We start from the raw sequence: 25,377 nt of genomic DNA on the forward strand, positions 1-25,377 counted from the left end.
TGCAAAATCGCCCTCCGGGGGGAGGTCGGGCGATGCCCGGCTGACGCCGGGCGGAGGCGCTTGGGGGTATGCACCGCGCCAATGGCATGGGCAGTTTCGTCCGCATTGCAGACCTTCGCGCACCTTCCTGCGAAGGTCCGCTTTGAGCCCTTTCCGCTTTACCAAGCGCGGAATCAAGGCCGCAGGCCGCCGCGCATCGCCGGGCCGTCCCCTGGCACGGCGATTTGGCTGCTGTCGTGTGCTACGGATAACTTGGAAGTGCTTGGCTGCCATAAAGTGCCAGTCACGACGGTCGGATCGCCGCACCACGGCCCGTCGATGCGCGGCTTGGGGTTTTGTTGCGAACGGCAACTCCGTCCCACATCCCAGACCTTCGCGCGCCTTCCGGGGAAGGTCCGGTGCGCGCCCGCATGGGCAAAATCCACAACCGCCCCGCATGGGCTCTTTCAGTTGCGCGGGGGCGTTGGCTATACCGTAGCTGGTTTCAGCCCGCATTTGCGATTGGAAAGGCGTCTGATGAACAAACTGTCTGCGGCACCCGTGCTCACCACCGAAAGACTGATCTTGCGCGGTCCCGAACGCGAGGACCTGCCGGCCTTCACCCGGTTCATGACCAGCGCCCCGTCACTGGAAGCGCAGGGAGAGACCGTCACGGCGGAACAGGCCTGGTTCGCGTTTCTGACCGGAATCGGACATTGGCAATGGCACGGTTTCGGCTTCTTTACCGTCGTTGAAAAGCAGACGGGACAGCCTGTCGGGCGCGTGGGTCTGATCAGGCATTCCAACTGGCCGGAGGTGGAACTGGCCTGGCATCTCTTCGAGGAGGGCGAGGGGAAAGGCTTTGCCACAGAAGCTGCAATCGCCGTCAGGACATGGGCCGGCGAAGCGCTGGGGCTGGATCGGCTGTACAGCTACATCGACCGGAAGAATCTGCGTTCACAGGCCGTGGCGAAGAGGCTTGGTGCCCGCACGGTGGGCACACGGGCGCCGCACGAGCCAGAAGCGGAAGTCTGGGTTCATGCCATGGCGCAGCGTTGAGGCAAGCCGGGCCGGCGCCTTCGGCTTGTTCCGGGGCTTGGGCTTACCGGCGCGGGCAGCGTCCTCCGCTCCGCGAACCGCACCCCATGTCGCCCCAGGCCCGGTCCCACCCGCGCTCTAGCCGCGCAGGAAGGCTTCGACCCAGTCTGTCACGGTCTGTGACGCGGGGCCGGTGCGGTGTTCTTCGAACTGGTTCCCGACCAGGGAAGGTTCGAGGTTGAATTCGATCGTATGGGCCCCTGCGCGGCGGGCCTCGGCGACGAAACCTGCCGCCGGGTAGACATTGCCGGAGGTGCCGATGGCGATGAAGATCTCCGCCTCGCTCAGGTGCTGGAACAGCGCGTCCATGTCATAGGGCATTTCCCCGAACCAGACGATGTCGGGCCGCGCGGCGGGCGCGCCGCAGGCGGGGCAGGGATCGCCCGGGGCCATCACCATCGGCGCGGGCCAGCGGTGATCGCAGGCGGCGCAGAGCGCGCTTTTCAGCTCGCCATGCATATGCATCACCCGCTGCGATCCGCCGCGTTCATGCAGGTCATCGACGTTCTGGGTGATCACGATCACCTCGCCCTCGTGTTCGGCCTCCAGCCGGGCGAGGGCGCGGTGCGCGGCATTGGGTTCCACCTGCGGCAGCTGCGCGCGGCGGGCATTGTAGAAATCGACCACCAGCCTGGGATTGCGGGCAAAACCCTCGGGCGTGGCCACGTCCTCCACCCGGTGCTGCGCCCAGAGACCGTCATCGGCGCGGAAGGTCTCGATCCCGCTTTCGGCGGAAATGCCGGCACCGGTCAGGATCACGATCTTGCTGCGGGAATGGATCATGGGTTCTGGTCCTCGATCAGGTGGAAACTCTCGGCCAGCCAGGGCAGCTGTGCGGTGACCGGACTGATCATATGGGTCTGCATCAGGCGGCGCATGGTTGCGGATATATCGCGCGGGACCGGGTCGGACCAGTCCGCCCCGGCAAAAAGGGTGATCTGCCGCGCGGCATCCGGCAGCGGCAGGGGCATCGGCTGCAGGGCCTCGTGGAAGCGCGCGGCGCGCATATAGCCCAGGGGCGTGGTGATCGCCCAGCCGATGCCGCGCGCCACCATGGCCATCAGCGCCAGATGGCTGCCGATCTCGAACCGGGTCGGCAGGGTCAGCCCCGCCCGCGCGATATGCCCGCCGATCTGCTGCGCGATCAGCTGCTCGACCGCGTAATGCAGCAGGGGCAGCGGCCCGGTGCCCGCCAGCAGGCTCTCGGGCGTCTGGTCCAGCCCGGCCGGTGCCACGATGATGAAGGGGTCGCGCGCCAGCGGATATTCGGTGACCCCTTCGGGCGGTTCGGCGGGTCTGGCCCCGATGGCCATGTGCAGCGCCCGCGCCTGCATCGCGGCGGCCAGTTCAAGACTGCCGTCGGTGATCATGCGGAACCGGCAGCCGGTGAGGCTGTCGGCGAGGATGGTGGCAAGGCGCGGGGTCAGGTCATTGTCGAAATCGTCGATGATGCCCAGACTCAGCTCCTTGAGGTGGGCAAGGTCCATCACCGTGACCTCGCTTTGCGCCAGCCTGAGTTCCGACAGGGCCACCCCGGCATGGCGCAGAAACAATTCCCCCGCCGGGGTCAGCCGCATGGGGCGGCGTGAATGGTCGATCAGATCGGCCCCCACCGCCTGTTCCAGATTGCGCATCTGCTGGCTGACCGCAGGCTGGCTGAGCCCGGTCGCCATGGCCGCCTGTGCCACCGACCCGGCCTGCGCCAGCGCTTCGAAGACTTCGATTCCACGCAGGGTGACGCCCTTTTTCAACATATGCTTGGCCCCTTGTTTCGTGTTTCTTGAAAGCATCCGCTGCCGGGGTCAAGGTTTTATGACGTTTTTGCGAAGACCTCATAAGAAAAGCGGAATATAGCGGCATTCGGGCCTGACGAGAGGCTGGCGCATTGATGGGCCATCGCCTGCCCGCTTGCGTTTCGCCTCCGAGTCCGGGAGGGGTTCAAAGAGGACCATCCCTGCAAGGCGCGCGAGTGTCTGGTATGCGAGCTTTGCGGTCTTTAGCAACGAAACCCCAAGCCGCGCGAAAGACTTGTAAGCGGACAAAGCCGCCCGTCGATCAGGCATGCCAGGGCCCGGAACAAGCCGCAGGCGCCGGGCCATCGCCTGCCCGTGCCCCGGGTAGGCGATTTGGTGAGGCTTGGTGTTCCCATGATAGGGCTCATCACGGTAGAGAAATTAAGTGGCATGAACCAAGGCATCATCGCCCACCCCGGGCAGGCGCTGGCCCGGCTTGCGCTTTGCGTCCATGGACCGGCATGTAGCGCAAAGCGCTTCGGGGTCCTCCTGCCCCACTTGCAGCTTTTCCACGCGCGCCCCATGGTGCGCCGGAGAAGGAGACCGAGATGAAGATTGCCACCGCCGCCTATCCGCTCGATGTGCTGACATCCTGGGCGCAATACGAGGACAAGATTTCGCATTGGGTGGTAGAGGCCGCCGGGCAGGGGGCCGACCTGCTGGTCTTTCCCGAATATGCCGCGATGGAACTGGCCACCCTGGCGGGCCCGGAGGTGGCGGGCGATCTGGAGGCATCGCTGTTCGCCGTGTCCGACCGGCTGCCGGAGGCCGATGCCCTGCATGTGAAACTGGCCCGCGCGCATGGGGTGCATATCGTTGCCGCCTCTGCCCCCGCGGCGACCGACACGCGGCCCGTCAACCGGGCGCGGCTGATCACGCCCACCGGGCAGATCGGGGTGCAGGACAAGCAGATCATGACCCGTTTCGAGGGCGAAGTCTGGGACGTTATCCCGGGCAACAAGCTTCAGGTGTTCGACACCGTGCTGGGCAAGATCGGCATATTGATCTGTTATGACAGCGAATTTCCCCTGCTGGGCCGGGCATTGACGGAATGTGACATCATCTGCGTGCCCTCGGTCACCGAAACCCTGGCGGGCTATTGGCGGGTGCGGATCGGCGCGATGGCCCGGGCGCTGGAGAACCAGTGCATCACCGCCATGTCCAGCGTTGTGGGGGAGGCCGATTGGTCCGAGGCGCTGGGCACCAGCTTTGGCGCGGGCGGCATCTTTGCCCCGCCGGACACCGGATTTCCGCCCACCGGTGTCATGGCCGAGGGCGCGCTGAACGCCCCCGGCTGGACCTGCGCCGAGGTCGACCTGGCCCGGGTTGCCCATGTCAGGCGCGATGGCGTCGTGCTCAACCGCAGCCATTGGCAGGGGCAATCGGGACGCGACGGCGCGGCGATACCTGTGAGATTGCGTTGAATACCCCTTGAAAAATGGCCGCAATAGGCTCATTTAGCAGCGTGCCCCGCATTTGGGGCAGGTAAACCAAGGAGAGACCATGGCCAAGGAAGATACGCTCGAATTTCCCGGTGTCGTGAAGGAACTCCTGCCTAACGCGACGTTTCGGGTCGAGCTTGAAAATGGCCATGAGATCATCGCGCATACGGCAGGCAAGATGCGCAAGAACCGCATCCGGGTTCTGGCAGGCGACAAGGTGCAAGTCGAGATGACCCCCTATGATCTGACCAAGGGTCGGATCAATTACCGGTTCAAATGACCCGTAGGGTGCGCATTCATTGCGCACCTTCCTCGGGTCCTTCTTTTCGCAACAGACGTCTTTTCACGACAGACGTCTTTTCAAAACAGACGTCTTTTCGCAACAGACGTCTTTCACGACAGACGTCTTTTCAAAACAGGCGTCTTTTCAAAACAGACGTCTTTTCACAACAGACGTTTGGCGCTCGGTGCGGGCGCGGGATGGTGCGCAGTGAATGCGCACCCTACGGCAGGTGGTTTTGACTGACAGACCGACTTTGATACTCGGATCGGGATCGCCCCGGCGGCTGGAGCTTCTGGCCCAGATCGGCGTGGTCCCCGATGACGTGCGCCCCCCCGACATTGACGAAACCCCCGGGAAGGCCGAACTGCCGCGCCCCTATTGCGCCCGCATGGCGCGGGAAAAGGCGGCGGCCGTCCCCTGCGCGGCCGATGACATCGTGCTCTGCGCCGATACCACCGTGGCGCTGGGCCGGCGCATCCTGGGCAAGCCCGGGGATGCAGCCGAGGCCGAAGCCTTTCTGCGGATGATGTCGGGGCGCCGCCACAAGGTGATCACCGCCGTCGCCGTGAAACGGGGCGACCGGCTGTGGCAGCGTGACGTGCAAAGCACCGTGCGCATGAAATCCCTGTCTGACGCAGAAATCGCCAGCTACCTTGCCAGCGGGGACTGGCAGGGCAAGGCGGGCGGCTATGGCATCCAGGGATCTGCCGGCGCCCTGATCCCATGGATCAGCGGCTCCTTTACCGGTATCGTGGGCCTGCCCCTGGCCGAAACCGCGAACCTGCTGATCGCAGCGGGCTATCCATTGCTGAAAGGGACCTCATGAAGGGCCGCACCATCATTCTGGACCACCTGGGCGACCGCGAGGCCGCCGCCCTGATGGTGGACGGCAAGCTGGACGATCTGCTGATCGACAGCGACGCCCCCCGCCCCGGCACCGTCTACCGCGCCATTGCGGACCGGCCGGTGAAAGGGCAGGGCGGCATGTTCCTGAAAACCCCCGACGGCTCTGCTTTTCTGCGCCAGATCAAGGGGCTGGCCCCCGGTCAGCCGATCCTGGTGCAGGTCACCGGCTTTGCCGAGCCGGGCAAGGCGATCCCGGTCACTGCCAAGATCCTGTTCAAGAGCCGCTATGCCATTGTCACGCCGGAGGCCCCGGGGCTGAACATCTCGCGCAGCATCAAGGACGAGGCGCTGCGCGACCGCCTGCTTGAGGTGGCCCATGACAGCGCCGGGGACAGCGGCTTTGGCCTGATCCTGCGCTCCTCCTGCGCCGCTGCGGATGACGATGATATCGCCGAGGACATCACCGCCATGCTCGACCTTGCCGCGCGGGTGATGGAGGACGGCGGAACCGGGATGGAGGTGCTGAGCGAAGGCGACGGCCCCCATGTGCTGGCCTGGCGCGACTGGACCGCCCCGGCGGAGGTGGTGACGGAGCCGGGCGGTTTCGAGGACCACGGCGTGATGGATGAGGTCGAGGCCGCACGCGGCCCGCAGGTGGGTCTGGGCGGTGGCGCCTCGATCTATGTGGAGCCGACCCGCGCGCTGGTGGCGGTGGATGTGAACACCGGCAGCGACGCCTCGCTTGCCGCCGGGGTCAAGGCCAACATGGCCTGCGCGCGCCTGCTGCCCCGCGCACTGCGGGTGCGGGGCCTGGGCGGCCAGATCACCCTGGACCTGGCCCCGATGCCGAAAAAGGACCGCCGCGCCTTTGAATCCGCCCTGCGCGCGGCCTTCCGGGGGGATGACGTGGAAACGGCGCTGGTGGGCTGGACCCCGCTTGGCCATTTCGAACTGCAGCGCAAGCGCATGCGGGCGGCCCTGTCGGAGGTGCTGTGATGTCCTGTCCGATGTGCGGCAAGCCCGTGATCAAGGCCTATCGCCCCTTCTGCTCGCGCCGCTGCGCCGACCTGGACCTGGCGAAATGGTTCAACGGCAGCTATGCGGCCCCCTCCACCGACCCCGAAGACATCGAAGCCGCCATCGAGGCCGCCGAAGCCGCGGCGGACACGCCATCAAAGCCACACTGAAAGCCCTTTGGTTTCAGCGGCAAAAAGAGGCTGGACACCCCGCCCCAGAGGTCCTAGAACCCGCTCACCCGACCACATCGTGGTGACCCGTGCCCGGGTAGCTCAGGGGTAGAGCAGTGGATTGAAAATCCTCGTGTCGGTGGTTCGATTCCGCCCCCGGGCACCATTTAACTCTCTGATATGATTATATTTTCTGCTCATGGCTGATCCTCGTTTCGGTCAGGTTTGACGCTTTTCTGCAAAGGTTTGACACTTTCGGCCCGCCTTCGGTTATCTTCTTCCAGTGTGGCCATGGTCTCGCGGTTCTTGTCGGCAAGGTTTGCAGACCGCGAATAGTGCCGCGCCATGGACGGTGTTTTCTGTCCCAACAGGTCCGCAATGCGGCGTTCATCGAGGCCTGCTTCGCGTAGAGTCGTGGCGACCGTGTGCCGCAAGCCCTTGAGGGTCAGGCCTTTTTTGATAAGGCCTTCATTCTCAAGGGCGGTTTTGAAGCGGTGCCAAACGGTCGAAAACCCGTTGTAGGTCCAAGGCCCGCCTTGCGAGCTGGCCAGCACTGTGGCCGCCTCATGCGCGGGGATGCTGTCGAGGGCTGCCTGCAAGGTCGGGCTGACGGGAATCGCCACCTGCTCGCCTGTCTTGCCGCGCACGCCCCAGATCGTGTCGCCGTCGATCTGGTCCTTGCGCAGCTTCAGCGCGTCCGAGGGGTCGAGCCCGGTATTAATCATCAGCGCCAACGCCACCCGCACATGCGGCTTGGCGCGGGACAGGACGATGTCGCGTTCTTCCATGCTCCAAGGCCGGTTGGCATAGGCGCGGTCGCGCAACGAGCTTGGCCTGTCTCAGGCACGCATGGCCGACGCCCTCGGCATGTCGCAGCGCGCCTATCAGAGCTACGAGATCGGCAAACGCTCGATGCCGGTGGAGGCGCTGGTCTACATACACCGCCAGTTCGGCGTGGACCTGAACTGGATCCTGCTGGGGGTGGAGGCGGTGCGCCCGGGCCATGATCTGGCGGCGCTGGAGGGGTTCGAGACTGCGCTCGACCGTCACTTGGGCGTGACCGGCATCCGCCTGAAAAGCGAGAAACGCGGGGCGATAGTCGCGCGCTGGTACCGGTCGTTCCTGGAGGGGAAGGAAATCCCGATGGACGACGTGCACACCTGGATCGAATTGTTGAGAGAGTGAAGATGGAAATCGAGAAGAGCGATGCCTGGCAATGGCACCAGCTGGCGACGGTTGAGCGGATGCAGCGCGATCTGGCGCGCTTGACGCATCCGGTGATCCGCGTGGTGGGATTGTGTGGGGTCGCGTATATGGCAAGCTGGGCGGTGCTGGTGTTCAAGGGTGACGCCGGGGCGATGGTGGTCGTGACGGCGGTGGCTGCGGCTGTGCTGGTGCTTGTTGCTCCGGCCTTTGCGCTGGCGGTCGGGGTGGAGCGGTATCTGCGGGGCCGGTTGGAACGGATCTGACGAATTCGAAGGGTCAGTCATGACTTTCGGCCCAAGTTGCGCTCAGGAGCCCGGATCCTTCTCGCCAATTTCAATGAATGATCCGCCTTCGAGGATCCAAAGCGCCAACTGCTCGATGGCGCTATGAAGATTGGCCTGCTTTTTCAGCGCGCATTCCCAGACAATCGCGACCCGCCAGCCCTCATCCGACAACGTTGCCACGACTTTCTGATCGCGCCGGATATTGGCCGCGAACTTCGCCGCCCAGAATTCGGGGCGTGTGGCAGGCGTCGATGCAAATCGACAGCCTTCGTGCCGGTGCCAGAAGCATCCATGCACGAAAACGGCGACCCTGTGTTTGGGCAGGACCAGATCTGGTCGCCCGGTCACGGTCTTGGCGTGAAGCCGGTAGCGGAACCCACGCGCGTGAAGGGCACGGCGCAGCAAGAGCTCGGGCCGCGTGTCCTTGCCGCGTATTCCCGACATCATACGGGAACGGGTCTCCTTGTTGACAATATCTGCCATTTGGCTCCTGGCATTGTCCCTCGCACCTGGTATACAGGCATCAGTCCCCTGATGAGAGGTCCCTGATTTGCCGGCCAAATTCGGCATTGTCGATCTGTTTGCCGGTCCTGGCGGGCTGGGTGAGGGTTTCTCCTGCCTGAAGGTGGGTGACCACGCGCCCTTTCACATCGGCATCTCGGTCGAAAAGGAAACCTCGGCGCATCGGACGCTCAGGCTGCGGGCGTTTCTGCGGGAACATCAGGCGCAGCACGGAACGCTGCCCCAAGCCTTCGTCGATTTCCATGCCGGGCTCTCGGATGAACCGGACTGGCATGAGGTCGATGCCCATGCATGGGCGCAGGCCGAAGCAGAAGCGCGCTGTCTTGAGCTGGGGACCGAGGACGCAGGCAAGGCCATCGATGCAGCCATCACGAGCCTGCGCAGGGACTTCGACGACACGATCCTGATCGGCGGGCCACCATGCCAAGCCTATTCGCTGGTTGGCCGCGCCCGGTCTAGGGGAAAGGTCGGCTATGTGCCCGAGGAGGACGAGCGGCACTACTTGTTCCGGGAATACATCAGCGTCCTTGATCGCCTGCGCCCGGCGGCCTTCGTGATGGAAAACGTCAAGGGGATGCTCTCCTCGACCATCGAAAGCCGTCTCGTGTTCGAGATGCTGATGGAGGACCTGGCATCGCTCGGCACTGGCAAGGGTCATCAATACGAGCTGCGCGCGATCCATGTCGAAGACGGCAGGGCAAGCCTGCAGGAGGCAGCGCAGCCGTCCGATTTCATCGTGCGGGCAGAACGCTTTGGCGTGCCGCAGCGCCGTCACCGCGTCATCATCATCGGGATACGCTCCGATCTCGCCAAGGGCGTAAGCGATGCCGACATTGCGGTGTCGGGTGTTGCTCGGACGGTCGACGACGTGATCGGCAACATGCCGATGCTGCGCAGCGGGATCAGCCGGGGGCAGGATGACCCGGACGCATGGCAGACGGTTGTCGCCGATGCTGCCCGGCTGCTGGCCAATCTTCATGGTGGCAAGACGAGTTCGCAGATCCGGGGCGTCTTCAAGGATGTCGCGAAACGGCTGAAGGCGGGCGGCACAGCGGCCCGCTCGGCGTCACGATTGCCAGAGGGGTATGGCACCTCCAACGACGCTCTGCTGCAGTGGCTGGAAAGGCCGGGGCTGCGCGGGCTGGCGCAGCACGAGACGCGGGGGCACATGGCATCGGACCTTGGCCGTTACCTCTTCGCGGCCGTGTTCGGCGAGGTGCAAGGCTACAGCCCGAAAGCCGCCGACTTCCCGTATCTTATCAGCCCGGATCACAAGAACTGGGACAGCGGGAAATTCAACGACAGGTTCCGGGTCCAGCTGGCGGGTGAGGCCTCCACGACCGTTACCAGCCATATCTCGAAGGATGGTCACTACTTCATCCATCCGGAGCCCATGCAGTGCCGCAGCCTGAAGGTGCGGGAGTCCTCTGTGAGAACGAGATTTAGCCGAAGGAAGCGCGATACACGGATGGCTCAAGGATCAGCGCGTTATCGAGTGGCGGTTCAATCAGGAAGGAGCGCGGCGCTCGACCAACTTCGTAGAGCCTGAATATTCGGAAATTGTTGGGCGCCTCTTCTGCAAAGTCTCGTTCATTTCGAGATAGGAAAAACGGTGTGCGTCTATGACCAACAGTGGTTTTGACTTCGAAAAACCGTTCCGTTCCGTCAGCTTCGAAGGAACGGATGTCATATCCAGCACCATCCCCTTCTTCCTTGGAAACCCATTTTACTTTCTTTGCCAAGTCCAAGCGCCCGGCTTGGCTTAGACGCGCAATTTCGGAATGATAAACAAGTTCCTCTCCGATCAGCCCGGTTTTTCTGTTTCGCAGATCGCGAAGTGCTGGATCGAATTTCCGTGCCAAACGCTCCATATCCGGATTTTTTGAAATAATCGGCGGTTCAATAGCGGGTGTCTGTTCCGGGAACAGGACAAGCACGTCGGAAAGGCCCTGCTTCGGGGTTGCTTCCGGAAGATCGAAATTCCAAAAGCCGTCAATCCGTTTCTCGACGGCGGCGATCAGCGCTTGCTGATAGTTTCTCAGCGGTGCAAGCCCCGGCAACCAAGGTAGGCCAATTCTTTCAAGAACCGCGCTGATGTTCTGAAATTTTCGCTCAACAGACTTTACGCTTCTTCCCGTTGTCTCGGATATCTCACGATACTTGTGCAGCTTAACGGGATTCTGCCCCTCCAAGTTCAGCTTCCACAAGTCAAAATATCCCGCAACTGCGAGGTCAACTGCCAAATCGGACCAATTTGAACCGGGTTCTTCCAAAGACTAAGCGCCTCTTGCGTCTATGCCATCGTCGTTCTTCCTGGCCTGAAAATCAATGTCTTGCTGTTAGGCGACGCCGAGGAACTGGCGCGCCTGATCGAGGAGAAATACGGCATCAGCATGGGGCTCGGCGCCATCGTGGATGCGGAGGATTTCAAACCCTGGCTTCATGATGCGCGGATCAATGGCGAGGTCGGGGATTTCTACTGGGGGCGGTATCGCAAGCTTCTGGGCCTGAAGGGGCTTCCCAAGTCGGTGATCGACGGCACGGACGAGGTCACGGACAAGGTGCTGGACCGCCTGGGCAACCCGAACAACCTGAGCCCCTGGAGCCGCCGGGGCATGGTCGTCGGGCATGTCCAGAGCGGCAAGACCGCGAACTATACCGGCCTGATCTGCAAGGCGGCGGATGCGGGCTACCGGCTGATCGTCGTGATCGCCGGCATCCACAACAACCTGCGCAACCAGACCCAGGCGCGGATCGACGAAGGTTTCATCGGGCGGGATACCGGGCGGCTGGCCCATGCCAACAAGGCGCAGCGGCAGAAGATCATCGGCGTCGGACAGTTCGATCAGCGCGAATTTCCGGTGTCGCTGACCAACACCCTGCGCGGTTTCAACAAGGCGACGGCAACCACTTTCACCGCGCAGCTGAGCCAGATCAACGTGCCGGTCGTGCTGGTGATCAAGAAGAACTCCAGCACGTTGAAGAACCTGCTGGAATGGCTGAAGGAACATTCCGTTCACCAGAGCACGCAGATGGTCAGCCAGCCCATGCTGCTGATCGATGACGAGGCCGACAACGCCTCGATCAACACGGCCTATCAGCGAGACGAGGTGACGCGGATCAACAGCCAGATCCGCGAGCTGCTGTCGCTGTTCCATCGCAGTTGCTATGTCGGCTACACCGCGACGCCCTTCGCCAACATCTTCATCGATCCGGACACCGATGACGAGGCGCTGAAACAGGACCTGTTCCCCCGGGACTTCATCATCGGGCTGGATGCGCCCTCGAATTATTTCGGGGCGCAAAAGATCTTCCTCGACGCGCGTGACCAGCACATCCGGCTGATCGACGACAACGAGGACGTGCTGCCGATGAAGCACAAGATCGACCATCCGGTCAATGTGCTGCCCGGCAGTCTGGTGGAGGCGGTGCGCGCCTTCATCGTGGCTCGGGCGATCCGGAACGCGCGCGGGCAGCAGGCTGGCCATGCGTCGATGCTGGTGAACGCCTCGCGGTTCACGGACGTGCAGGGGCGCTTGCGGTCGCGGATCGCCGATGTGGTGGCCCGCATACGTGATGCCGTGGCCGTCGACGCGGGAAAGGGTCCGGCTGCGCTGCGGAACCCCGAGATCGCGGCGCTGCACGCGACATGGAAACGGGAATTTGCCGACGCGGAGGGGGCCGACTGGCCATCGGTCCAGTCGCGGTTGCACGAGGTTCTGGTGGCGGCCCGCGTGGTCGAAGTCAACGCCTCCAAGCGGGCCCAGGCGCTGGACTATGATCATGTGGGAGAACACGGGATCACCGTGATCGCGGTCGGTGGCTTCTCTCTTTCGCGGGGGCTGACCCTAGAAGGACTCACGATCAGCTACTTTCTGCGCAATTCCATGATGTACGACACGCTGATGCAGATGGGCCGCTGGTTCGGCTACCGCCCGAGCTACGAGGACCTGTGCCGCGTCTGGATGCCTGCGGATGGCGTCGGCTGGTATGCCCATATTCACGAAGCCATGGACGACCTGCAGACCCAGATGAAGCGGATGGAACTTGCCAAGGCAACGCCCGCGCAATTCGGCCTCGCCGTGCGCAGCCACCCCGAGGCGCTGATCGTGACGGCGCGCAACAAGATGGGGACGGGAAAGGAGTTGCCGGTAAAGGTCGGGCTGGCCGAGAACCTGATCGAGACCACGCGGATCGTCCTCGACCACGCGCAGCTTGATGCGAACCTTCGTGCGGGCGCGGACCTTCTGTCCGCCACCGCCAGCATGGGGATACCTCTCTCCGAACGGCCAAGGGGCTACCTGCTCTCCGGGGTAGGCGTTGAGTCGATCAGGGATTTCCTTCGCAAATACCGAACAGAACCCGGGCTTCGTCCGGTAAATCCGCTTACTGATCCCAAGTTGATCAACGACTACATCGAAGCGCGGGCTGATGATGAGCTTGCGAAATGGGATGTCTTCATCGCCAGCTCTACCCGCAAGGACATGGACCCCATACCCTTTGCAGGGCTCGATATCGTGCCCTACGAGCTTTCCGTTGATCCGGACCTCGCAAAGGGCGGTGTTCTTGCCTTCAGCGGTTCCAGCCGTCGGATTGGCTCTGCCGAGGACGAAACCGAAGGCCTGACCGCAACGCAGATTGCCGATGCGCGTGAAACATTCCGCCTTTCCCGGGCAGATCAGAAGCTGCCCAAGACCGTCAACCCGAGGATCTACCGCCAAGTGCCTGGGCGCCGTCCGTTGTTGATCCTCCGTCTCGTCAAGCCAAAGCTGGCCGATCCCGACATGCCGGAAGGGGTGCTTGTGTGGGGTCTTTCGTTTCCGTCCAGCAGGATCGGTGGCGGCACCGTCGAATACGTGGTGAACACCATCCGCATGCGCGAGATGTTCGGCGAGGAAGAGATCGAGGAGGAGGCGCTTGGTGATCCCGACTGACACACCCTGGTCCGGCCTGGAGGCAGGAAAGGTCGATACGCGGCGGGTGGATGCCACGGCACGATGGAACTGGTTCTGGGCCGTCATGCCACGGGCGGATGCGACGCTGGTGCTGCAGCTTAGCGACTTGCCACGCCCTGTCCCGGACTTGCCCAAGCTCAAGAACCTTGAAATCCGTTTCCAGACCCTGCCGGGCGGCCCGATCCTCTACATCCGGCTGAAGGACAACGCCCAGATGGAGCTTTTCGAGACGCTCTGCCGCGACGTGATGGCGGCAGGGGAACTGGCCGAGACCGAAGCCGAGGCCTTGGAGCGCGCCATCGGGCGCACCTTCCGGTGGCACTACCTTCTGCGCGGCGGCAAGCCGGAGGTGCTGTCCGAGGAGGCGCAGAAAGGCCTGATCGGCGAAATCGAGGTTCTGAAGCTTCTGATCGCCGAGCTTGGGCCGAAGCCCGCCCTTTCCGCATGGATGGGACCGTCCGGCGCGCCGAAGGACTTCGAACTCAAGGCGGATTGCATCGAGGTCAAGGCCCGCCGCGGCGCGTCTCAGCCTTTCGTCAAGATCACCAGCGAGCATCAGCTGGCTGATGTGCCTGATCGGCGTATCTGGCTGGCGGTGCTGGCCGTCGATAAGGTGCAGCCGCCGCATGGGCGAACCCTGACCGAACATGTGGACATGGTCACGGAGCTTCTGGAGCGCACTGAACCATCATCGGTGATGGATTGGGACCTGCACCTCGCGGATGTCGGCTATGATGCCCTGCACGACTATTCGCCATGGCGCTGGATCGTGTCCGCGCCCGAGTTTTTCGCGGTGACTGAGGACTTTCCGCGGATCGCTGCACCGGTCCCGCTCGGCGTTTCCGGCCTCACCTACGCGCTGGCGCTGTCGGCGTGTTCGCCTTTTCTCAAGGATTGGGATGATGTGCGCGTCGGCTTGATCGAAGGTGGACAGGCATGAGCGAGCTTCAGGAATACCATCAGAACCTTATGGCCGACATCCGCCGCGAAGCCGACGCCAGCGGGATCTTCCCGGTCGAGGCCTTCTTCGACCGGATGACCGAGCGCCTGACGGAAGCGGGCGAACTCGAGGTTGCGGATCGTTCCTACCACCAGAGCGGCGAGGGCGGGCAGAGGCTCAGGATCGACGGATACGCAGGAGACCCGCGTGACAGCGGCGGCGTGTTGGGCCTGATCGTCTGCGACTTCGTGGACAGCGAAGATATCCAGACCTTCGGAAAGGGCGATGTGCCGCCCATCCTGAACCCCTTGATCCGTTTTCTGAAAAAGGCCCGGACGGAAGATTTCCGTGATGCCCTGAACGAGGTCAGCCCCGCATTTCAAGTCTCGGACCTGATCATCACGACGTGGTCGCAGGTCACCAAGGTCAAGCTGATCCTGGTATCGAACCGCCAGTACATTGGGCGTGACGATGCGGTGAAGCTGCAGGAGCTCGATGACGTTCCGGTCACATGGTCGGTCTGGGACCTTGCCCGCTTCGAGCGTTTCGACCGTTCCGGGCAGGCGCGCGAGGACATGGTGATCGACTTCGCCGGTGACTTCGGCGGGCCGCTGCCAGCGCTGAAGGCATCACAAACGGGCGCAGCACTGGAAAGCTACCTCCTGATCGTGCCGGGCGAACAGTTGGCCTCAATCTACGACCGCTGGGGCGCACGACTTCTCGAGGCCAATGTGCGCTCGTTCCTCCAGGCGCGCGCCAAGACCAACAAGGGCATCCAGAAGACGATCAAGGAAGAGCCGGAGCTGTTCTTCCCCTACAACAACGGACTGTCCGCGACGGCGGACGATGTGACCTGCGTCCGCACGGATAACGGTCTTGCGATCGCCTCGATCAGCAATCTGCAGATCGTGAATGGTGCTCAGACGACCGGGTCCATCCACACCGCGCTGAAGAACGCCCGCGAGCAGCTTCCGCAGGTTTTCGTCCAGATGAAGCTGACCGTGGTGCCGCCTGATCGGGCAGAGGAGATCGTACCGAAGATTTCCGAGTTCGCGAACACCCAGAACAAGGTGAACGCGGCCGACTTCTTCTCGAACCATCCGTTCCACATCCGGATCGAACAGTTCTCGCGCAGCGTGATCTTCACGGCCCGCGAAGGCGAGCGCCATGACAGCAAGTGGTTCTACGAGCGGTCCCGCGGTCAGTTCATCAACGCGCGCGGGCGTCTAACGCCTGCGCAGCAGAAGAAGTTCGACCTGGAGTTCCCCAAGGCGCAGCTCTTCAGCAAGACCGACCTTGCGAAATTCGAGTATTCGGCTGCAGGCCATCCTGACCTGGTTTCGAAAGGCGCACAGAAGAACTTCGCCGAATTCGCCAAGGAGATCGGCGAGGCCTGGGCCAAGAGCGATGCGCGATACGACGAACTCTGGTATCGGCGGCTGATCGCGAAGGCCATCATCTTCAGGAAGCTGGAAACCGAGGTGCCGAAACAGCCTTGGTATGAAGGCGGCTACCGCGCGAACATCGTGACCTACGCCATGGCGAAGGTCTTCCATGACGCAACCAGCGACAAGCAGGTGCTGGATGTCGACGCCATCTGGCGGCGTCAGGCAGTCTCGGACGCCTTGTTGCGTGCGCTGCTCGTCGCCGCGGCCGAGGCCAACGATGTCATCACGCACCCACCGGCCGGCGTCCGGAACATGTCAGAGTGGGCAAAGCAGCAGGCGTGCTGGAACGGTCTCAAGGGCAGGCAGCTCGCCTACGATGACGACTTCGCCAGCTGCCTGACGCTGGTGGAGTCCGTCCGAACCGCGGTGCGGGACGCGAGAGCGAAGAAGGCACTGACCGAAGGCATCAACGCCCAGACCGAAGTGGTCAACCTTGGGGCAGAGTTCTGGGCCAAGGTGATGGAATGGGGGAAGGTGGAACGGAAGCTGTCGCCCAAGGACCTGCAGATATTGCAGATATGCGCGTCGATGCCGCGCAGGATCCCGTCGGATTTCCAAGCCAAGCACGCCGTGGACGTGCTGCATAGGATGAAAGATCAAGGGTTTGAGGGATGGTTAGGAGATAGCTAACGCATTTCCATCCTCCATAGTAACGCGCTGTCACGTCACGGTTGATCGGATAGTCAGAAACTTGGGGAAATCTGGCCTTCGAAAGTTGCTAACTCCTCTCGATGTCCAGAACTACAATATCAATCTTGCTCACAAGCTCGACGGGCAGGCCGTCTTCGAGTTTCTTTTTCAGGTCTGCAACCTGCAAGTTGTCGTGATTCTTCAGGCACGCGATCTTTTCGTCCGCACCAAACCAGAGGACCAAATAGATTCCTTGTTCTTCTGCTGTTGGATGTACCGCGTAGCGATCCACAAGCTGCATCTGGGCCGCCGTGAAAAGCTCGGCATTCCATTGGCCTTTGACTTCCACAACCAGCATCTTCCTCCCTGTGGGCGTCTGGATGGAGGCTGTAATGTCGCATCGATTGCCGTCGGCAAGCTGATGTTCAATTACGTCCACAAACCCAAGGGGCTCAAGGCGAGGTCTCAGCCAGTTCACGATGCGCCGCGTTGCCGCATTCTCGCCAAGCCGCTGTCCTTTCTCGTAGAATTGGTCGATCACCCCAAGATCACCGCCGAGCACGTCGTCTTGTAGTCGTCCAAGGAACTCGACAACGACGCGACGCATGTGTTCGACGCTGGCTGGCCGTCCCTGATCAAGTGCAGCTCTGACAGCTGCGGCGCTCGGTGAGGCAAAGTCGCGTAGAGAAATTTTGCGCCTGCTCGCCGCCCGGATGCTCCGCAGATTTCTGTGAAACGGTGCCATCCGAGGATCGGCGAGAAGGCCATCCAGAACCGGCAAGACAGCGTCCGTCGTATCCCGCCCAATCATGTAGACGATGTCAGTCAGATAGCGATAGGCGGTTTCAGGCTTCGGGCTACCAGTTCCCCAACTTGAAGGAAGTGGGACAGGCGGCCAGCGGTCAATGAACGTGTCCAAGATGCGCGTGATTTTCGCGGCACTCAGGTCGGGCCAAATCGCATCCTCCCCTCTCTGGTCACTTCGGATGTGTTCGAGTTCGAAGATGAAATCCGGATCACGATCCAGAACCGACCAGACCGCCGACGGATCGTCATCCAAGAACCAGAAGTGGCGAAGGAACCAAAAGCGCCTTTGCGCCTCAAGCCTGTGGGGCAGTATCCCGGAATCAAGTTCTGCACAGCGTTCCCTGATCAACGCAAGCAGGTCTGCTCGATCCCCGTGGCGAACAGCCATATCGAAAAGCCGATCCAAGGGATGGTGCGCAATGGCCGGAAACTTGCGCAACCATTCCAAAGGACGGGTTGGCAGCAGAAAATGGAACGTTGGCTTTCGTTCCAGCCAGCTTACGTCTGCCGTCTCGCTGGAAGAGGCGAGCTGAGCTTCAACGTACCCTGTTATGAACGCGTCGGCGTCGGCGTCGTCGCGAAAAAGCAATGCGTCGACTGCTTCCTCGAATTGTATGCGTTCACCCTCGCTGACCCCGTTGTATCCGCCGATATCTGTGCGAACCGCAGCGAGGATGCGCCGATCAATATGCGACAGGTCTCTGGTGGCCCTGAACTCGGCGACGCAAGCGGCATGAAGCCTGACAACGCTTGTGCGGGCCGTGCCCAACGCACAATGTTCCAACGCCGGGATGTCATCGTCGACGACGCGAAGGTAGTTCCGCAGGGCCGCGTCCACGTCGATCAATCCGTGCGTAAGTTCCTGCATTTCATCGGGCTGAATGAGGTAGTAGTTGGCGATGTGCGCCAACCACCACCTGTGAAGACCCGCTTCAATCAGGCTTTGGTCATTCGTCAGTGACCTGATCGCGGCCTCTGCGCCAGCTCGCTCACGTCGCCGCCAGCGGGCTTGCGACCGATCGCGTCGATCTCGCATTTCCCTCCAGCTACGGAATTGTCGACGTTGCCTAAGTGCCCACCTGGCGAGGAAATCCGGATTCTGATGCGCTTGCTGTCGCGCATAATGTCTAGGCTCGTCAGGGCCCCTTTCTGCTCGTGCTCGATAGAAGTTGTGCGAGTAGACGAAAAAGTCCCATAGCTCGACATTGCCTGTCGCAAATGCGTGATCCATCATCGGCCGGATATCGTCACGCCGAAAAGACAATCCCGCATGGCCGTAGCGGTCGATCCCTTGGTCGATCATGGCCTCTCGAGTGGTCAGCCCCTCGAACATCAACCGCTGAATCTCACGGCGCAGGTGATGTTCCTCCTGCAGGACGCGGACTGCTTGGCTATCCTTGGCACCGACCGAGCGATGGAAGTGAAGCGGTTTCAGCCAGCCCCAGATCCGTCCCGGGTCCCGCGGCTCCTCGGCGACGTCGAAATATCTGTCTAGCAGATGCCCAGCAATCTTGCTGATGCCATCCCGGCAGTGACATTCCCATGAACGAGCACCACAAGTGCAAGCCAAGCCTCGTGTAATCTCATCAAGCAACCAGCCACACAGATCAGCGTCGAAGTCTCGCACTAGAGTTCGTATGAAATACCGTGATCCAATCACGCGCTCGCGCTCTCTTGGATCAGTCGGGTACAAGTTGGCGCAAGCCAGAAGCAGGTCGCGAAGCTTTTCGCGAGGTAGCCGACCCACCCCCACGTTTGTAATGGTCTTTGAAGCAAGACGCAGCGCCTCTTTCGTGCCAGATGCGATAAGTGGATCGACCATAAGTGCCAGGTCGAGCATTTCCTTTATCAGGCAATCGAGCGCTGCGTGCCTGCACTGTGGCGTTGCTGTGTCGTCCAGAACAATCGCTTCCAGTTCTGGACGAAGCGAGGTGACCGCGGGCGAGCCCGATAGAAGCTCCAGTAGCAATGCGCGCAAGTCACCGCCGGTCTCGTGAACGATCATCGGGCGGATCGCACCAACGATTTCGGGCGAAAAGAACCCCGAGGCGCTGAAACTTCGCCAGCGATCTACGCGGCGAAAGAAGGGATCATCCGATTCCAATTTGCCTAGGGCTTGAAGAAGTCGGAGTCTGGAGCTAACCGAGAGACGCGATGGATCCCCGTTTGACAGGACGGCATAAGGGTCAACATCGATTACCGCATCTTGGACATTCTGACTTCCCAATGCAGCCATCCAGCCAAGGAGACCACGAAGGTCGTCACGGGTGGTTCCGTTCGGAGCCACGAGACTCAGACACTGATTTACGGTGAAAGTGTTTGCAGGATCATCAATCCGTTGGACAAGGGCGCGGGCTGCACAATGCTCAGCAACGATGCGATGGACAGGTTCATGTCGGTCGGCACCTGCGGCTGGACGAAAAAGGCGGGTATCAAGGATTGAGGGTAGTCTGTGGTCGGGCAGGCCAAGGTCTGCGAGACGGGGGAACGTCGGGCCTTCGGCGAAATCTGCCATTGCAACGCCATCGGAACCTGACAAGAGAAGTCGCGCAAAGACCTCGTCTGCCCAAGCTATGCGTTGCTCAGTTGTGGGCGCGTCCCGAGTGGAAACTGACCTATTCGTTTCGCGAGCGAGATACCGAACCGCGTCGCTGAAAATCTCATGTCGCTGCGTGAATTGGCCTCCGGCCTGAGCGAACGCATCCGCGAATAGGTTCAGGAACTCCGGATTGCCGAGGAGATGAGTTAGGTCGTGGCGGGCGGCATCGGAAAGAAAGTCTTCGAAGTTGGCGTCTGGATGTCGGTGACTGAAGAGCAGGGCCTGCTCGGCTTGATCAAATGGGACCAACCTCGCAACGATTGGTTCCATACCCATGATGTCATGCAGCAGACGAGTGTCCGCGTCGCTCCACTCTCCGGACCGGCTCGACAGGATTGTGCGATCTGCTCCCGTGTGACGCAGTTCTTTCAGAGTGCGATGAAGGCCGGTGGGATCAATACGAGCTACCTCGTCGAAAGCATCGACAACAATGCAGGGCGCACGCGTTCTTTCAAAGATGCTGGCTTTGACCGGTGTGGTGCCGAAGCGTGTTGCAACACTTGCCAACAGTGCAGTTTTTCCCGCCCCAGGTTCGGCCAGAACGATTGCAACTCCAGGCTTGTGGAGTAGGTCGGCCTCCAAGATCGGCATCTCGCCTATCGTCAGTTTTCGTGGGAGATGGAAGGTCGGCAAAGGGTTGAACTCTCATCGAAATAACGGTTTTAGGAGACAAAATGCAATTTCGGGTTCGGTTCTACAAGATCTACTAGAGATATACGGTATCATTCCAATGCTCCCAATGTTGGCTCCAAGACTGCCCCATTTGAAGCGGCCCCACTTATGGTTCAGGGGCTATAATGTCGCAAAATAGCTCATCGACTATATTGACAAAATATCGTCTTTGAGCTATCGAAAGGCTATGGATACCTTGCCCGCATACCCCATCCGAAGCCTGCGCCAAGCCGGGGCCGTGCTGAAGGCGCGGCGTGCGGCGCGGAAGATCAGCCAGAAGCAGCTTGGCGAGATGACGGGAACGGCGCAATCCACCATTTCCGACATCGAGAACGGTGTCGTGTCCGTCAGCCTCGATGTCTACCTGCGCCTCTTGGAAGCCCTCGGTGCGGAACTGTCCGCGACGGATCGCATAGCCGACCCAGGGCAGCGCTAGGATGGCACGTATCGCCCGCGCGGGCCGACGCACACGCCAAAGCAAGACAGCCGTCTGGTACGAAAGGGCACGGGTAGGAACGCTGACCCGCGCGACGGATGGGGCCATCGCATTCTCCTACGATCCTGGCTGGCTCGCATCCGAAGCTGCTTTTCCGGTAGCCAGCGCCCTACCGCTGACTAGGCTGAAATGGCAGGGCGATCCCGTTGTCGCCGCCTTCGACAACCTCCTGCCCGATGCCGAAGGCGAGCTGCGCGAGAAGATCGCCGCGCGCGTCGGGGCGCAGGGCAAGGATGTGTTCTCGCTGCTGTCCGTGCTCGGGCGCGACTGTGTTGGTGCGCTGCAATTCCTGCCGGTGGACGAGGCTCCGTCCGAACAGGACATGCAGTATCGCGTCATTTCGGAAGCGGAGATGGTCGCCGACCTGAAGAACCTCGCCACCGCGCCGCTTGCCCTCGGTGAAGACGAGGATTTCCGGATTTCGATCGCCGGCGCGCAGGAGAAGACGGCCTATCTGCGTATCAATGGCCAATGGGCCAAGCCGCGGGGCATCACGCCGACCAGCCATATCTTCAAGACGCCCATGGGCCTCATTCCCGGCCCCGAGCAGATCGACCTGAGCGACAGCGTCGAGAACGAGTTGTTCTGCATGACCCTGGCGCGTGAAATCGGCCTGCCGGCAGCACATGTGGAAAAGCTCACCCTGCCCGGGCAGGTCGTCCTGTCGGTCGAGCGGTTCGACCGCGTCTGGCACGGCGACACCCTGAAGCGCATGCCGCAGGAAGATATCTGCCAGTCGCTGGGCTACCCTTCTGCCATGAAATACCAGAGGCTGGGCGGCCCCGGCGTCGCGCAGATCATGGAGCTCTTGCGGGAATCCGACACGCCCATCGAGGATCGGGAGACGTTCTTCCGGGCGCAGATCTTCTTCTTCCTGATCGGGGCCTCGGACGGGCACGCAAAGAACTTCAGCCTGCGTCTGGGGCGTCAGGCGCGGTTCACGCTCGCGCCCCTCTATGACATCCTGAGCGTCGCCCCGGTCGTCCACGCCGGACGCTTGCAGCGCAAGCGCTACCGCCTCGCCATGTCGATCGATGGCCATTACGGCATCGACGAGATCGTGCCGCGCCACTTCGAGGCCGAGGGCCGCGCGGCGGGTCTGCCCAGGGGCCGCCCCCTGGAGCTGTTGCAGGACATGACCGATCGGCTGGGCCCCGCGCTGGAACGGATGCTTCTGGCGGTGGGCGGTCAGGTCCCGGCGGCGGTCAGTGAGCCGATCGCGAACGACGCGATCCAGCGGGCGGCGCAGATAAGGGACCTGCTTTAGTGTTCCGGAGCCTTTGCGGCTAACCCCTCCAACGCTTTGTCGACCTCGCACGCCTTCTTGGTCAACTGTGCCTCCCACAGGATGCGGAACGCCTCGGCGAATTCGACCAAGCCCCCGGCGAAGGTGCGGATCGTGGTCATGTCGTCATCGGAAAAGGGCAGCGGGCGGCCGCGCAGTTTGGCCTCGTTCAGCTTGCGGGCGATGTGGTTGACCGCAGCGCCTTCGGTGGCGACCTGCGCACCCAGGCTTGCAGGTGGTCGAGCACGGCCTGATCCACCGGGCGCAGCAGGATGTCGGCCGCTTCCATCAGGCGGCGCAGGGCGGCGGGTTGGTTGGTGATGCCTCGGCGCTCAAGCGCGGCTTGAAATCCCGCCAGCTGGCGCGCGCTCAGGCGGGTGCTCATCGTCGTTGTCGAAGCAGAGCGCGCGCCTTTGGCCCGGCTCAGCGTGTTGTAGATCGCCCGGGTCGAGACGCCGAAGCGGCGGGCCAGAGCGGCGGCAGGGCTGCCCTCGGCGCGGGCCTCGATGATCTGGCGACGTTCGTCGTCGGTCAGTTTGCGATGGTGGCGCATGTGAAGTTTACGTTCCTATTTCTTGCCAACTTCCTTCAAGCCCCCCGCCTCCCAGCGTCAGCGGAGGGGGATCAGGGGCTTGGAGTCCGTTTCGGTGGATTGCTGCGCGCGACGGGGTGCAGGGGACGCGAGACGGGAAACGCGATGCGCACAGCATGGGGCAGGAAACGCGTCACAAAAGACGCGATGCACGATGCGAAAAGCGCGGCGCAAAGGACGCGGGACAGGGCGCACGCTCCGGAAAGCGCGATGCACGGGACGCGATGCGCGGCGCATTTTGCAGAGGACGCGCCCCTCATCCCGCCAACCCTGCTGCGCGCAGCTGGCCATCAGTCACCAGCCTCGCAGCCAACAGCGCCGTCACCTGCGGGGCGGTGATGTGTTTGCACATCGGGCTGCGGTCGCGCACCCACGCCGCCAGCCGGGCTTGGTGATTGGCAGCCAAAACCGTCCGCGCCTGCCGTTCCTCGGCCATCACCTCAAGGAAGCGCTGCCACCGGCGGGTGGCGAACCAGTTGTCCGAGAAGCAGACCTTGGACCGGGTGAAGCCCGCGCTCTCGGCGGCATAGGATTGGACGGCGCGCAGCAGGTCATTGGGGTCAACGCCCTCATTCACGGCCTCTTCGATCTTCCCAAGGCACGCAGCCTTCCCGCGTTGCCGGTCCTTCGGATAGGCCGACCAGATCCTCTCAAATCTTTCATCCTCAACCGCCGCCGCCTCCGCGCGCTTGCGCGTAGGTGGTTTATGGATGGTTTCAGGGTGGTTTAGGGTCCACAGTGGACCCGGTACCCCGTCCACTGTGGACCCCCTACCTGGGTCACGCTGGACGGGGTCCACCATGGACCCCGTCCCGTCGTCGGGCTCAACCGAGCTTTCCAGCGCCATCACCCGGTCCAGCACGATCCGGTAGATCACCGTGAAACCGTTCTTGCAGGGCCGCCGCCCGGTCTCGATCAGAATGCCCTCGCGCAGGAAATCGGTGATGGTCCGTTTCACGGTGCTTTCGCCCAGTTCGGTGTGGCGCTGGATCGTGCCCTTGGAACACCAGATGCCCGAGCCGTCATCGCTCGCCTTGTCGGCCAGGAACATGATGATCTGCTTGCGCGCGGCGCTGCCGAAAATCCGGTCGGCGCAGAGATTGGCGATCTTCCAGCTCATGCGCGGGCCTCCGGGAAGGAGGCGCGGCGACGCGTCAAAAGCGACGGATCATACCGCTTGACAGAACGGAAAATGCCGCCGCACCAGCCGACAAAAGCCCCTTTCCGGGTCCGCAAATGGTTTGACAGTCGACCCGTAAGTGCCTGATTTTCCGTGTTGGGTTTGACAGAAATTTCGCCCGTAACCGCCTGACCTTCCATCCACAATTTGGGATTGAAAATCCTCGTGTCGGTGGTTCGATTCCGCCCCCGGGCACCACTTTTACAAAATTCAATCAATGCCTTGCGATGTTTGTCGCCGTGTCGTTCCTCTGTGGTTTTCGGCTGGGGTAGCACTGGGGTATCATTTCAAAGCTATTCTTCCAGATTTCGCTTGAGACGCAAATTACTGCTTCGACGTGAAAGCCGCGAACCGAACCCCACAAGTAGGACACGCCGCATCGAGGTTCCGTAGATCGCGCAAAACGGATTTGCTAAGGAGCGAAGGGAGCGGAATTTAGCCTCCCCGTTCCAAGAACAATAATGGTGCAATGGCTCTTGGCGCGTGTCATGGCGTTGTATAACAAACGCCGTTTGTGCTCATCACTTCCGGTTACGGACTGTGGCCACAGGACGATCACTCTGTCGAACTCTCTGTTTTTTGCTCCGTGGATGGACATGGCCTTGACCTTCGCACTTTTCTTGAAGCCAAGGCGCGTGTTGGTTCTGACTGCATCGGAGACAAAGGAAACCAGTTGATCTTTTTCGAACTCGCTTTGGCCTGTGATCCTATGCAGTCTCCGGACGCGCCGGTCTACTGATTTGACCGCTGGCATTGCCAAGTGATTGTCAAGCAAAGCACATACTTCATCGTATGAAGCTGAGGCTGGAAATCCTAGCACTTCTGTCAGTTCGCCCGCAATGCTGATATCATTGCCTTCCCAACTGACTGAATAAGCCTTGTGTGGCCATGGCCCTTGCTTTTCTGTGACCGTGTTAATTGCGCTCCGTATGATTGTGTTCTTCGAGTCTGGCGTGAGGATTGCAACGTCATCAGAGCCAAGTCTCAATTGAAACGCCAAATTCCATGCGAGCAATCCTGAATTTTTGGCTGTGGCTGGAACTTCCATGTCAATCGGCACGCAAACTTGACCCCCTATCGGCATGCAAAAATAACCCCCTCGGAGCGCTCGGGTAGCTGGCCCGATGCGGTGT

At 61.7% G+C, this 25,377-nt stretch carries 23 protein-coding genes, 1 tRNA gene and 1 pseudogene; 15 read left to right on the forward strand and 10 right to left on the reverse strand.

Annotated elements, in window-relative coordinates; translation table 11 throughout:
* Positions 1–516 precede the first annotated feature (516 nt).
* Positions 517–1,038, forward strand: coding sequence for a GNAT family N-acetyltransferase (locus PVW51_RS22640; RefSeq protein WP_274577795.1), 522 nt, complete (start codon positions 517–519; stop codon positions 1,036–1,038).
* A 117-nt stretch (positions 1,039–1,155) separates the two neighbouring features.
* On the opposite strand, the gene cobB is transcribed toward PVW51_RS22640, so the two are convergent.
* Together cobB and PVW51_RS22650 are read right to left on the reverse strand one after the other, a co-directional pair.
* Positions 1,156–1,860 carry a Sir2 family NAD+-dependent deacetylase gene (cobB, locus tag PVW51_RS22645; RefSeq protein WP_274577799.1) on the reverse strand — a complete coding sequence of 235 codons (705 nt, stop codon included), beginning with the start codon at positions 1,858–1,860 and terminating at the stop codon, positions 1,156–1,158.
* The gene (locus PVW51_RS22650) at positions 1,857–2,831 is read right to left on the reverse strand and encodes a LysR family transcriptional regulator (protein ID WP_274577802.1); all 975 of its coding nucleotides are present in this window, start codon (positions 2,829–2,831) and stop codon (positions 1,857–1,859) included. The genes cobB and PVW51_RS22650 overlap by 4 nt, the downstream gene beginning before the upstream one ends.
* Positions 2,832–3,418: 587 nt before the next feature.
* Between PVW51_RS22650 and PVW51_RS22655 the strand changes: the two genes are divergently transcribed.
* From PVW51_RS22655 to PVW51_RS22680, 6 genes are all read left to right on the forward strand, one after another.
* Positions 3,419–4,294: a carbon-nitrogen hydrolase family protein gene (locus PVW51_RS22655; protein ID WP_274577804.1), complete on the forward strand. Its 876-nt coding sequence runs from the start codon at positions 3,419–3,421 to the stop codon at positions 4,292–4,294.
* 79 nt (positions 4,295–4,373) lie between these two features.
* Positions 4,374–4,592, forward strand: coding sequence for a translation initiation factor IF-1 (gene infA, locus PVW51_RS22660; RefSeq protein WP_005978431.1), 219 nt, complete (start codon positions 4,374–4,376; stop codon positions 4,590–4,592).
* Between the two features lie 238 nt (positions 4,593–4,830).
* A complete protein-coding gene (locus tag PVW51_RS22665) occupies positions 4,831–5,421 on the forward strand; it encodes a Maf family protein (RefSeq protein ID WP_274577807.1) in 591 nt (196 codons plus the stop codon).
* Positions 5,418–6,437: a ribonuclease E/G gene (locus PVW51_RS22670; RefSeq protein ID WP_274577808.1), complete on the forward strand. Its 1,020-nt coding sequence runs from the start codon at positions 5,418–5,420 to the stop codon at positions 6,435–6,437. The genes PVW51_RS22665 and PVW51_RS22670 overlap by 4 nt, the downstream gene beginning before the upstream one ends.
* Entirely contained in the window at positions 6,437–6,628 is a 192-nt protein-coding gene (locus PVW51_RS22675; protein WP_269361577.1) for a DNA gyrase inhibitor YacG, read from the forward strand. The genes PVW51_RS22670 and PVW51_RS22675 overlap by 1 nt, the downstream gene beginning before the upstream one ends.
* 91 nt (positions 6,629–6,719) lie before the next feature.
* Positions 6,720–6,794 (forward strand) — tRNA-Phe (locus tag PVW51_RS22680).
* Positions 6,795–6,825: 31 nt separating this feature from the next.
* Here PVW51_RS22680 and PVW51_RS22685 read toward each other — a convergent pair.
* On the reverse strand, positions 6,826–7,416 hold the full coding sequence (locus PVW51_RS22685) for a tyrosine-type recombinase/integrase (protein WP_274577813.1): 591 nt from the start codon (positions 7,414–7,416) through the stop codon (positions 6,826–6,828).
* 37 nt (positions 7,417–7,453) lie between these two features.
* On the opposite strand from PVW51_RS22685, the pseudogene PVW51_RS22690 reads away from it, so the two are divergent.
* Positions 7,454–7,813: pseudogene (locus PVW51_RS22690) on the forward strand (helix-turn-helix domain-containing protein); the annotation flags it as partial.
* A 2-nt stretch (positions 7,814–7,815) separates the two neighbouring features.
* Complete coding sequence (locus PVW51_RS22695) at positions 7,816–8,097, forward strand: hypothetical protein (RefSeq protein WP_274577815.1); 282 nt, start codon at positions 7,816–7,818, stop codon at positions 8,095–8,097.
* Positions 8,098–8,139: 42 nt separating this feature from the next.
* Here PVW51_RS22695 and PVW51_RS22700 read toward each other — a convergent pair whose 3' ends face one another.
* Positions 8,140–8,601: a very short patch repair endonuclease gene (locus tag PVW51_RS22700; RefSeq protein ID WP_274577817.1), complete on the reverse strand. Its 462-nt coding sequence runs from the start codon at positions 8,599–8,601 to the stop codon at positions 8,140–8,142.
* A gap of 67 nt (positions 8,602–8,668) precedes the next feature.
* On the opposite strand from PVW51_RS22700, the gene PVW51_RS22705 reads away from it, so the two are divergent.
* A complete protein-coding gene (locus tag PVW51_RS22705) occupies positions 8,669–10,189 on the forward strand; it encodes a DNA cytosine methyltransferase (protein ID WP_274577822.1) in 1,521 nt (506 codons plus the stop codon).
* On the opposite strand, the gene PVW51_RS22710 is transcribed toward PVW51_RS22705, so the two are convergent.
* On the reverse strand, positions 10,083–10,913 hold the full coding sequence (locus PVW51_RS22710; protein WP_274577825.1) for a DUF3883 domain-containing protein: 831 nt from the start codon (positions 10,911–10,913) through the stop codon (positions 10,083–10,085). The genes PVW51_RS22705 and PVW51_RS22710 overlap by 107 nt on opposite strands.
* Before the next feature lie 60 nt (positions 10,914–10,973).
* Here PVW51_RS22710 and PVW51_RS22715 point away from each other — a divergent pair, with 60 nt between their 5' ends.
* Genes PVW51_RS22715 through PVW51_RS22725 form a run of 3 tightly spaced genes read left to right on the forward strand, consistent with a single transcriptional unit; the run spans position 10,974 to position 16,613 of the window.
* A complete protein-coding gene (locus PVW51_RS22715; protein ID WP_274577827.1) occupies positions 10,974–13,574 on the forward strand; it encodes a Z1 domain-containing protein in 2,601 nt (866 codons plus the stop codon).
* The gene (locus PVW51_RS22720) at positions 13,561–14,535 is read left to right on the forward strand and encodes a PD-(D/E)XK motif protein (protein ID WP_274577829.1); all 975 of its coding nucleotides are present in this window, start codon (positions 13,561–13,563) and stop codon (positions 14,533–14,535) included. The genes PVW51_RS22715 and PVW51_RS22720 overlap by 14 nt, the downstream gene beginning before the upstream one ends.
* Positions 14,532–16,613, forward strand: coding sequence for an AIPR family protein (locus PVW51_RS22725; protein ID WP_274577832.1), 2,082 nt, complete (start codon positions 14,532–14,534; stop codon positions 16,611–16,613). The genes PVW51_RS22720 and PVW51_RS22725 overlap by 4 nt, the downstream gene beginning before the upstream one ends.
* A gap of 88 nt (positions 16,614–16,701) precedes the next feature.
* Here PVW51_RS22725 and PVW51_RS22730 read toward each other — a convergent pair whose 3' ends face one another.
* Positions 16,702–20,610 carry a hypothetical protein gene (locus PVW51_RS22730; protein WP_274577834.1) on the reverse strand — a complete coding sequence of 1,303 codons (3,909 nt, stop codon included), beginning with the start codon at positions 20,608–20,610 and terminating at the stop codon, positions 16,702–16,704.
* Between the two features lie 268 nt (positions 20,611–20,878).
* Between PVW51_RS22730 and PVW51_RS22735 the strand changes: the two genes are divergently transcribed.
* Positions 20,879–21,127 carry a helix-turn-helix domain-containing protein gene (locus tag PVW51_RS22735; protein WP_166131985.1) on the forward strand — a complete coding sequence of 83 codons (249 nt, stop codon included), beginning with the start codon at positions 20,879–20,881 and terminating at the stop codon, positions 21,125–21,127.
* Position 21,128: 1 nt separating this feature from the next.
* Positions 21,129–22,454 (forward strand): type II toxin-antitoxin system HipA family toxin, encoded by a 1,326-nt coding sequence (locus tag PVW51_RS22740; protein ID WP_274577843.1) that lies wholly within the window; start codon positions 21,129–21,131, stop codon positions 22,452–22,454.
* Here the strand turns inward: PVW51_RS22740 and PVW51_RS22745 are convergent.
* The 4 genes from PVW51_RS22745 to PVW51_RS22760 all read right to left on the reverse strand — a co-directional run.
* On the reverse strand, positions 22,451–22,594 hold the full coding sequence (locus PVW51_RS22745; protein WP_274577846.1) for a hypothetical protein: 144 nt from the start codon (positions 22,592–22,594) through the stop codon (positions 22,451–22,453). The genes PVW51_RS22740 and PVW51_RS22745 overlap by 4 nt on opposite strands.
* A gap of 47 nt (positions 22,595–22,641) precedes the next feature.
* Positions 22,642–23,025 (reverse strand): helix-turn-helix domain-containing protein, encoded by a 384-nt coding sequence (locus tag PVW51_RS22750; RefSeq protein ID WP_274577849.1) that lies wholly within the window; start codon positions 23,023–23,025, stop codon positions 22,642–22,644.
* Positions 23,026–23,320: 295 nt separating this feature from the next.
* Positions 23,321–24,184, reverse strand: coding sequence for a hypothetical protein (locus PVW51_RS22755; protein WP_274577850.1), 864 nt, complete (start codon positions 24,182–24,184; stop codon positions 23,321–23,323).
* Positions 24,185–24,656: 472 nt separating this feature from the next.
* Positions 24,657–25,377 (reverse strand): ATP-binding domain-containing protein (locus tag PVW51_RS22760; protein WP_274577852.1); only part of this gene is annotated, 721 nt, incomplete at its 5' end.

Origin of the sequence: Sulfitobacter sp. PR48, assembly GCF_028807335.1 — a bacterium.
Taxonomy (GTDB): Bacteria; Pseudomonadota; Alphaproteobacteria; order Rhodobacterales; family Rhodobacteraceae; genus Sulfitobacter.

Coding starts and splice junctions, on each gene's coding strand:
- PVW51_RS22740 (WP_274577843.1), top strand. CDS start 21,129: ATGGCACGTATCGCCCGCGCGGGCCGACGCACACGCCAAAGCAAGACA.
- PVW51_RS22730 (WP_274577834.1), bottom strand. CDS start 20,610: ATGCCGATCTTGGAGGCCGACCTACTCCACAAGCCTGGAGTTGCAATC.
- PVW51_RS22750 (WP_274577849.1), bottom strand. CDS start 23,025: ATGCGCCACCATCGCAAACTGACCGACGACGAACGTCGCCAGATCATC.
- PVW51_RS22755 (WP_274577850.1), bottom strand. CDS start 24,184: ATGAGCTGGAAGATCGCCAATCTCTGCGCCGACCGGATTTTCGGCAGC.
- PVW51_RS22745 (WP_274577846.1), bottom strand. CDS start 22,594: ATGACCACGATCCGCACCTTCGCCGGGGGCTTGGTCGAATTCGCCGAG.
- PVW51_RS22675 (WP_269361577.1), top strand. CDS start 6,437: ATGTCCTGTCCGATGTGCGGCAAGCCCGTGATCAAGGCCTATCGCCCC.
- infA (WP_005978431.1), top strand. CDS start 4,374: ATGGCCAAGGAAGATACGCTCGAATTTCCCGGTGTCGTGAAGGAACTC.
- PVW51_RS22650 (WP_274577802.1), bottom strand. CDS start 2,831: ATGTTGAAAAAGGGCGTCACCCTGCGTGGAATCGAAGTCTTCGAAGCG.
- PVW51_RS22700 (WP_274577817.1), bottom strand. CDS start 8,601: ATGGCAGATATTGTCAACAAGGAGACCCGTTCCCGTATGATGTCGGGA.
- PVW51_RS22725 (WP_274577832.1), top strand. CDS start 14,532: ATGAGCGAGCTTCAGGAATACCATCAGAACCTTATGGCCGACATCCGC.
- cobB (WP_274577799.1), bottom strand. CDS start 1,860: ATGATCCATTCCCGCAGCAAGATCGTGATCCTGACCGGTGCCGGCATT.
- PVW51_RS22640 (WP_274577795.1), top strand. CDS start 517: ATGAACAAACTGTCTGCGGCACCCGTGCTCACCACCGAAAGACTGATC.
- PVW51_RS22670 (WP_274577808.1), top strand. CDS start 5,418: ATGAAGGGCCGCACCATCATTCTGGACCACCTGGGCGACCGCGAGGCC.
- PVW51_RS22735 (WP_166131985.1), top strand. CDS start 20,879: ATGGATACCTTGCCCGCATACCCCATCCGAAGCCTGCGCCAAGCCGGG.
- PVW51_RS22695 (WP_274577815.1), top strand. CDS start 7,816: ATGGAAATCGAGAAGAGCGATGCCTGGCAATGGCACCAGCTGGCGACG.
- PVW51_RS22685 (WP_274577813.1), bottom strand. CDS start 7,416: ATGGAAGAACGCGACATCGTCCTGTCCCGCGCCAAGCCGCATGTGCGG.
- PVW51_RS22655 (WP_274577804.1), top strand. CDS start 3,419: ATGAAGATTGCCACCGCCGCCTATCCGCTCGATGTGCTGACATCCTGG.